The sequence below is a fragment of the Candidatus Neomarinimicrobiota bacterium genome, assembly GCA_041862535.1.
GTDB lineage: Bacteria > Fidelibacterota > Marinisomatia > SCGC-AAA003-L08 > TS1B11.
The window spans coordinates 1-7745 of record JBGVTM010000366.1; the positions used below are offsets into that span (position 1 = coordinate 1).

8 protein-coding genes are annotated in these 7745 nt (G+C 54.9%); 2 read left to right on the forward strand and 6 right to left on the reverse strand.

The window, feature by feature from the left end; genetic code table 11:
• From ACETWG_13145 to ACETWG_13170, 6 genes are all read right to left on the reverse strand, one after another.
• Positions 1-653, reverse strand: a 653-nt coding sequence (locus tag ACETWG_13145) for a hypothetical protein (GenBank protein MFB0517532.1), incomplete at its 3' end; no start/stop codon positions are given.
• 19 nt (positions 654-672) lie between these two features.
• Entirely contained in the window at positions 673-804 is a 132-nt protein-coding gene (locus ACETWG_13150; GenBank protein ID MFB0517533.1) for a hypothetical protein, read from the reverse strand.
• 605 nt (positions 805-1409) lie between these two features.
• Positions 1410-2813 (reverse strand): sulfatase, encoded by a 1404-nt coding sequence (locus ACETWG_13155; protein MFB0517534.1) that lies wholly within the window; start codon positions 2811-2813, stop codon positions 1410-1412.
• 360 nt (positions 2814-3173) lie between these two features.
• The gene (locus ACETWG_13160) at positions 3174-3596 is read right to left on the reverse strand and encodes a cupin domain-containing protein (GenBank protein ID MFB0517535.1); all 423 of its coding nucleotides are present in this window, start codon (positions 3594-3596) and stop codon (positions 3174-3176) included.
• 13 nt (positions 3597-3609) lie between these two features.
• On the reverse strand, positions 3610-4767 hold the full coding sequence (locus ACETWG_13165; GenBank protein MFB0517536.1) for an NRAMP family divalent metal transporter: 1158 nt from the start codon (positions 4765-4767) through the stop codon (positions 3610-3612).
• A 271-nt stretch (positions 4768-5038) separates the two neighbouring features.
• A complete protein-coding gene (locus ACETWG_13170) occupies positions 5039-6319 on the reverse strand; it encodes a right-handed parallel beta-helix repeat-containing protein (protein ID MFB0517537.1) in 1281 nt (426 codons plus the stop codon).
• 660 nt (positions 6320-6979) lie between these two features.
• Between ACETWG_13170 and ACETWG_13175 the strand changes: the two genes are divergently transcribed.
• Complete coding sequence (locus tag ACETWG_13175; GenBank protein ID MFB0517538.1) at positions 6980-7438, forward strand: (2Fe-2S)-binding protein; 459 nt, start codon at positions 6980-6982, stop codon at positions 7436-7438.
• A gap of 1 nt (position 7439) precedes the next feature.
• Positions 7440-7745, forward strand: a 306-nt coding sequence (locus ACETWG_13180) for a molybdopterin cofactor-binding domain-containing protein (GenBank protein MFB0517539.1), incomplete at its 3' end; no start/stop codon positions are given.

Sequence of the window (7745 nt, forward strand, 5' to 3'; positions counted from 1 at the left end):
CTGGCATCCTTGCTGTATGATTCCGCTACATGTTCAATGGACTCGAAAAAGACCAGGTTGTTAAGATGAATGCCAAGGGCAATACTCATCGGGTCATCAGCTCCCAGCACGCGACGTAACGCGAAGGCGCTCGACACTGCCCAGGTTTCAATAACGGTATGCATATACGGTGTTACATATTCAACAGTCCCATCAGGCTCCCAGGTACTAGTAATCAGAACGGAGTCAATAAGTCTCTCAGCGGAGTACTTCTGGAAGTACCCCAGCCCGATTCTCAGTGGTTCAAGGGGGAACACTAATCCGATGGATTGGAGGAACCGTTTGGGCGGTCGACGGTAGCCTATATCCGCAATCCAGCCGGGCTTTATCTTTGTCTCGGCTTGTAACGATACCCCCGCGCTTATATCATGAAACTCGGCCATGAGGGCCGGATTGGTAGCGGCCAGGTTCGCAATGGATGGCTCGACCGCTCCCACGATCCCCTGGCCGCTTAGTTGGCTCAGGACATAACCTTGAGGCAAATAGGTCACTACACGCTGCTGCCGCGGAAAAGTTTGTGCGCTGAGCTGAGGGACCAGAAGGAGGATAAAAGCCAGAACGGTAGGGGGTAGCTTCCTGTTTCGGATCAAGCGCACTGCTTCATGGATGTTCATATGGGACAAGTATTCCCCCCTAATTCACCAACACCATCTTAATCGCCTTGCTGTATTCCAGCGATAATTGCCGGGCGATTGAATATTCAATCCCATCAATGTGATGATAGCGTTGGAGCCGTTCATTCATGTCCTGGTATGAGACCTTCATCCATCCACCAGAGACACCTCCTAGTATGGCCCAGGACGAGTTGTCCGGTTCTGAGGATTTCAGGGGACATATCCCCAGGGCTATCAGCAATAGTAAAGTTGCTCTAATATTGTGGACAGAATTCATGGACGCCATCGTACGCTTCCACCCGGCTGGAATTCAAGCCTTGCCCGAGCCTGTAATTCGTGCTTCAACCAATTATTAATAAAGGATACAAAGTTGACAACAAAATGTCAAGCAGTATACTATGAATTGCTGGGTATGACAGGCAGTCTTGGTGGTGAAGCGTTAATCATCTCTTACTGAGAAAGTGAAGATGCATAAGATGAAGCCGGTCTGGGCTGGTCACCTGTGGGCAAACTCCTGCCCTAAAACCAACTTCTTAACAAAATTCACCCAAACACTGTCTATTTATTTCACCATTAGCGAATTTCTTGTCGGTGCGCAGCGTTCTTTTAATCCATTGCTGGTCGGGGGTTCTCCCAGAGGGACCCCTGCGGGGGATTCCCCCCGGGTCACTACAAAGCCCCTGTCTGAGCAGGGACTTTATCATTCACGCGCGCCTTTATTTTACAGGCTCGGTATCCCTCCAGCGATTTCTTGCACTACCCGGGTAGGGGGATCTCCAGCTGGTTCTCAACCGGCTCGATGGTGGCCTGGTGGGCTTCCACTACTTTTATGATCCTGGCCAGGACCTCCGGGTGGTCAGAGGCCACATTGTACTTTTCAGACGGATCGTGCTCCAGGTGGAAGAGCAGCGGTGGATCGTGTTCGTGGGGCTGGTCCTGATAACCGGCCTGGGTAGTGAAATGGACTTTCCACGGTCCCTGGCGGACGGCGCAAAGCCGGGTGCCCCGGTAAAAAAACATTGTATCCCGCTGGCTGGGGCCTGCTCCACGCAGCATGGGAAGCATGTTGACCCCATCGAGGGTCCGGTCGGTGGGCAGCGCCACCCCTGCCAGCGCCAGACAGGTAGGCAGAATGTCCAGGGTGCTGGAGAGGCCGGCGTTCACCATACCGGCAGGGATTGTCCCCGGCCACCAGGCGATGGTAGGCTCGCGCATGCCCCCATCCCAGGTGCTGCCCTTACCTCCGCGCAGCAAACCCGCTGATCCCCCCTCCAGGTCCTGGGTCAGCCAGGGACCGTTGTCGCTGGTGAACAGCACCAGGGTGCTTGCGAACAGTTTCAGACGCTGCAGCGTATCCAGAATCTGCCCCACGCTCCAGTCGATTTCCTCAACCACGTCGCCATATAGCCCCCGCAGGCTTTTCCCCTTGAAATCCGCTGACGCAAACAAGGGGATGTGGGGGAAGGTATGGGGGAAATAAAGGAAAAAGGGCTCATCCCGGTGGTCTTCAATGAACTGTACTGCTTCCCGGGTATAGCGTTCCGTAAGGGTCGCCTGATCGACCGGCTGCTCGATGATATCCTCATTTCGCATGAGCGGAACCGGTGGATCACCCCGCTCCACGTTGTGCATGTCATTGCTGTAGGGAAGGCCGTAATAGGTATCGAATCCGTGCTTGGTGGGCAGATATTGGGGGAGGTGCCCCAGATGCCACTTGCCGATGCAGGCGGTGGCGTAGCCCCTGGACTTCAGGGCTTCGGCGATGGTGATTTCGCTGGCGGGCAGACCGCCGCCGGAGTCGGGGAACAACACCCGTCGTTTGTCACTGCACATCCCGCTGCGAATGGGATATCGTCCGGTTAACAGCGCCGCCCGGCTGGGTGTACAGACAGAGGCGGCGACATAAAACTGCGTCAGTTTCATGCCCTCCGCGGCCATGCGGTCCAGGTTGGATGTACGCAGAGTGGGATGACCGAACACACCCAGATCGCCATAACCCAGGTCATCGGCAAAAATGACAATGATATTCGGCAGTCGACGCGCCCCGCGCGTTTTAATACCACAACCGATCAGCGTAAGCCCCGCGGCCCCCAGTCCGAAAGTTCTAAGAAAGTCCGCGCGCGTGTAGGTCTGTAGATTTCTCTGTCGAACCGGTCCCATCGGTAACGGATTCCTTTTCGATTCTCATGTTCCTGCTAGTGTGACTGACCAGCCACCTATTATTTGGCCTCCTTGCACAGTGCAAATGTCAGACTTTTCCGGGTGGAAGCGAGCATGCCATGATTGCCCGTCGCAAAAGGAATGTATACAAAACATAGAATAAACTAAGAGGGCATCCTGGATACTACAAGGGTTAGTTTGCGCTCAATCCGAAGCGTTCTAGTTTGATGCTCAAAACCCTACTTCGGCAACACCAGCTTGATGGATTAACTGGCTCCGGTTGCAACTTCCAGCAGCTGGCATTTACGGCTGCTGGCTGCCAATCCTGGCAGCGACCTGAAGCAAAAAATCAACGGACTCTTACTCGACTACCTCCTCGTAGTCCCAGCCCTGCTCCCGGCAAAGCACCTTGACGTGATCGTCCCAGGTCGGTTCATCGGCGGGACGCGGACCGACGAAGCAGTCCACGGCCAGGTAGCGCAGCCCCTGTTTCCCGGCGGCCCGGATGGAGTGATAGGTGGACACGGGAATCCTTGCTACGTCGCCGGGCCCGACGGGATAACCGACCTTTTCGGCTCCGATGGTCAAGGTGCCTTCGCCCTCCAGGATATAGAAAACCTGTTCGGTATCGTCGTGTTTATGGAGCGGAGGGGCCTGTCCCGGCTCGAGCACCACCAGGAAAACTTCCGACACGTCCGCCTCGCTCCGGTCCATGACCAGGTCATTGCGGTGCGTCGGAAACCGGTAGCGTTTGAGGTTGGTCGTTGCGAATACGTATTTCATGCCGAAATGCTCCTTAATGCAACAGTGTTTCCCAGAAACCCTTGATGCCGACACCGCACATATACAATGCGAAAAGCAGGATCAGCGCCAGAATGACATTGGTTGAGGGAGTGTAGGTATATTCTCCCATGAGGGATTTGCGATTGCCGAGCCAGATCAGGGCTAACACGGTGACGGGCAGGATGATGGCCGAGAAGACCTGGGAGGTGATCATGACCGGTACAGGCGGGGCCTGCAGCAGGGGTACGGTGAAGCCGAGCAGGGAGATGAGCAGCACCATCACGCGGTACCTCGCCAGCTTCATATCCCGTGGGGTGCCGGAGTAATCGCACAAGAGCCAGGGCAGCAGTAGAACGTTGGGCAGCTGTGATGACAAGCCGGCGGCCACGATACCGGAAACGAAAATGGCGGTGGCCAGCCGACCGGCCAGGGGTTCCAACAGCTCAATCATCTGGGAAGCGTGTGAAAGTCCCAGTTTATGCACATACAGGGTCCCGGCAGCCGCGGCCATGATCGTGGCACTGATCAGGAACATCATCAGGCTGGAGACCAGCGCGTCCCTTTTTTGAATTTTTAGATGCTCCAGGGTCCAGCCGGCCTCCTTGACCAGCGTCGTTCTCACGATAAACAGGCCCGAAAAGACCGTGGTGCCGACCATGGCGGCGATTACCAGAAAAGGGCCTTTCCCCACGTCCTCCGGCACCGTTGGAATGCTGGGTATCATTCCTTTGAGGATTTCCAGCGGAGGCGGACTCAGGATAAAGAAGTTGAGAATGAAACTGCCCGCCATGATAGCCACAATCACCGCCAGCGCTCTTTGAAAGGCCTGCGTGCTGCCCTTCCAGAATATTATATATATAAGAAATATGAAAAAAGCGGCAAAGTAGAGGGGACCGATACCACCAGAGATATATATCTTTGACCATTCGCTGCAGATATCAACGATAATCCCCATTACCCCGATTACACTGGCACTGACGGCGGTGGTTAATGCGATGATGAAGAAAATCCCCAGCGCCGGATGAATATGTCTCTTGAAGGAATAAAGTGCCGTCTCACCGGTGACCAGGGTGTACCGGCCATAATGAACGATCATAAAGTAGGTTACCATGCATGAAAGGAAAATAGTCCACAACAGGGACATGCCGTAGGTAGCACCAGCCTTGGCCATGGCGGTTACACTGCCGGTACCTATATTAAATCCCAGCAGGAAAATACCAGGCAGGAAAGTCTTAAGTGTTTTTAATATTGTTCTGGAAGAGTTAAGGGTTATTCGAATCTCGTTTAATATTTAGCCGTCTGTTGACGGCGAGTCTTCGTTACGGACTTGCCGGCAAGCTTACGTATGTTGATTACCATAGCCAACATACCAAAAAGCCGGACCGCCGTGAATGCGCCCCACCATGTTTCATTACCTGTCCTTGGAAAGTTTCAATGACTTATCAGTCTCCAAAGACAATCTCCCCGTCCTCGTGGCCGCTGATGATATTGCCTTCCAGCGATACTGGCAAATCGCGGCGGAAAAGGTAGACCGCGGCCTTCTGGACGCCCTGGCCGGTGTCACGAATGGTGTTGCCTTCCAGCACCAGTTCCCTGACGGGACTGTCGATGAGAAAGCCGTAGCCCCCGTCGGCGGTGCCGTTGTCCTCGACGGTATTGTTCTGGAACCGGTTGCGATGGGGCGCGTTCGCTTCCCGTTCACTGCGGAAATATACCCCGGCCTTCCCGTTTTCGTATATCCGGTTCTCTTTGAATACCATATCGCTATCTTTATGGCCGGTGCAGATGCCGGATCGCTTGTTATGATGAAACCGGTTGCCGTTAACCATCCCGTCCTGCACCCGCCAGCAGATGTACAGTCCATCCCTGTCGTTATATGAAGATGTGCTACCCTCGACGCGCGTATTATACGAACCGGTCCCCGGATGGAGCCCGTCCTTGCTGCACTCTGAGACAACACAGTTGCGCACCGTTACATCCCGGGTCATCTGCCAGCTGATGCCGTCGCCATTGAAATTCTTGACCGACACGTCTTCAACCAGAGCATTACGGACATCGTACAGGTAGATACCCCCGCCCCGGCAGCCGTTGATGAACTCATTTCGGCCGCGGTTGCCATCCACCGCTAAGCTCCCTATGCGCACACCTTCGATTTCCACCGCGGCGATGATGGCGCTGGCCGTGGAAACTCCGCCTTCCCGGTCTGCCCGATAGTCCCGCAAAAGATAAGCGTCAAGGTAAATTACATTATCCTCGATCACGGTGATCACGGCGGTGGACACCTCCCAGGCATTATTATGCTCCGCGTCGTAGATATGTACCGCCATCCCCGGCTCGAAACCCGCGGCGTCCGCTACTGTCAGCTGCCGCTCTCCATAATCCGCATCGACCGCCAGCTGGGTGCTGAATCCGTCGATCTTTCTCAGGACCGTCTCCGGCCCGGAACCCACCAGCTCCAGGCCGCTGCACAGGTTGACGGGCGCCTTGATATGAAAGACCCCCGGTGTCAGTCTCACCACGCCGCCGCCACGAACCTTCAACTCATCAATGGCCCGCTGAATCGCTTCCGAAGTAAAACCGGCAATATCGGCCTCCGCTCCACCGACACTGATCGTGACCGCTGCCCTTTCGGCTGATTGTAAGCGCAGGCCTCCTGAAGGCTCGCCCCCGGCCAAAAGGCAAATACCCAGACTCATAATCCAGATGGCTATTCGAAGTGCCATATTAGGTTGCTTTGCCCGCCGCCTCCTCAGCCCTGTTGAAGCTAATAATCCCCACGCAGGTGCCAGGCTGGACAAGTATGGTACCCCCGGCTGAAGCAGACTCAATGCCGGTCGGTATGGCTAATGAGTCACCGGGAATATCAAGCATGGCGGCCGTAGCCCCTGAGATAAGGAATATAAATATACGGCTATGCTTCATCGCGCTTCCGGGTGCGGAACGTGCCGCGTCTGGAACCTGAACCTGTTAGATTGTACGACGGCTAATATAACAAGAGTATTGTAAAAGGTCTGAACTGTTTAAAGCAAAAAGTACCCTCCAAAACGAGCTTCTTTTAATTGCAGACTTCCCCACTCACTCCTCGGTACTCAGCCATTTTTCCCACCGGGTTACATCCCCTCCCCCCGAATCCAAGTTCCTCCAGACGAGATATCTGCCAGGTCTCTTACTGAGGTGAACAGCATCCTTAATCCGGTATTATATAACCCGCAAGTTGTGCCCCTTATTAAATTGAGATCGGTGAACGAGCAAACTGAGTTATATTTTTTAGTGCTTATCGTCAGCGATCAGCGATCCTGCCTGTACTTCAGTAAAGAGGTCTACCCGGTTGGACTTCCTGAACGAAAGCGGCTATTAATCCAAACTCTTGGGGGAACAATCCTATGCCAAAAATAGACTTCATTGTCAACGGACATAAAAAATCAGTGCAAGTAGAGCCGGACATGAAGTTGCTCTGGGTGCTCCGCGATACCCTTGGTTTAACAGGGACCAAATACAGCTGCGGTATGTCACTGTGCGGGGCCTGCACAGTTCATCTGGATGGCAAGCCTATTCGCTCGTGCATGACCCCCTTCTCCGCTGTGGCCGGCCGCAAGGTGACAACTATCGAGGGCCTGTCCCCCGATGGCAGTCACCCCTTGCAGCGGGCCTGGGTTGAGGAAGAGGTATCGCAATGCGGCTATTGCCAGCCCGGCCAGATCATGATCGCCGCCGCCCTCCTGGCGACAAATCCCAAACCCACCGATAAAGATATCGACGAAACCATGTCCCGGGCTCTCTGCCGCTGCGGCACCTACCAGCGCATCCGTCGGGCCATCCACCGGGCCGCCCGGGAGGTGTGAAATGGAAACCAGGACTACCATCAGCAGAAGTGAATTCCTGAAAATCTCGGCCGCGGCCGGAACCGGCCTGGCCATCGGCTTCTACCTGGCTTTACCCGAAAAATTGGCCGCTCAGGCCTCCACCGCTTTCAAACCCAACGTCTGGGTGAGCATCGACACCTCGGGCACAGTAACCATCACCATGCACCGCAGCGAGTTCGGGCAAAAGGTCTGGACCTCCCTACCCATGATCCTGGCGGATGAACTGGAAGCGGATTGGTCCCGGGTTCAGGTCAGGCAAGGCGACCTTGACCCGGTCTATGGCAGC

What these genes read in the sequence shown, in the direction of transcription:
- ACETWG_13150 (MFB0517533.1), bottom strand. Translation starts at nt 804, where the DNA reads ATGAAGGTCTCATACCAGGACATGAATGAACGGCTCCAACGCTATCAT.
- ACETWG_13155 (MFB0517534.1), bottom strand. Translation starts at nt 2,813, where the DNA reads ATGGGACCGGTTCGACAGAGAAATCTACAGACCTACACGCGCGCGGAC.
- ACETWG_13160 (MFB0517535.1), bottom strand. Translation starts at nt 3,596, where the DNA reads ATGAAATACGTATTCGCAACGACCAACCTCAAACGCTACCGGTTTCCG.
- ACETWG_13165 (MFB0517536.1), bottom strand. Translation starts at nt 4,767, where the DNA reads ATGGCCAAGGCTGGTGCTACCTACGGCATGTCCCTGTTGTGGACTATT.
- ACETWG_13170 (MFB0517537.1), bottom strand. Translation starts at nt 6,319, where the DNA reads ATGGCACTTCGAATAGCCATCTGGATTATGAGTCTGGGTATTTGCCTT.
- ACETWG_13175 (MFB0517538.1), top strand. Translation starts at nt 6,980, where the DNA reads ATGCCAAAAATAGACTTCATTGTCAACGGACATAAAAAATCAGTGCAA.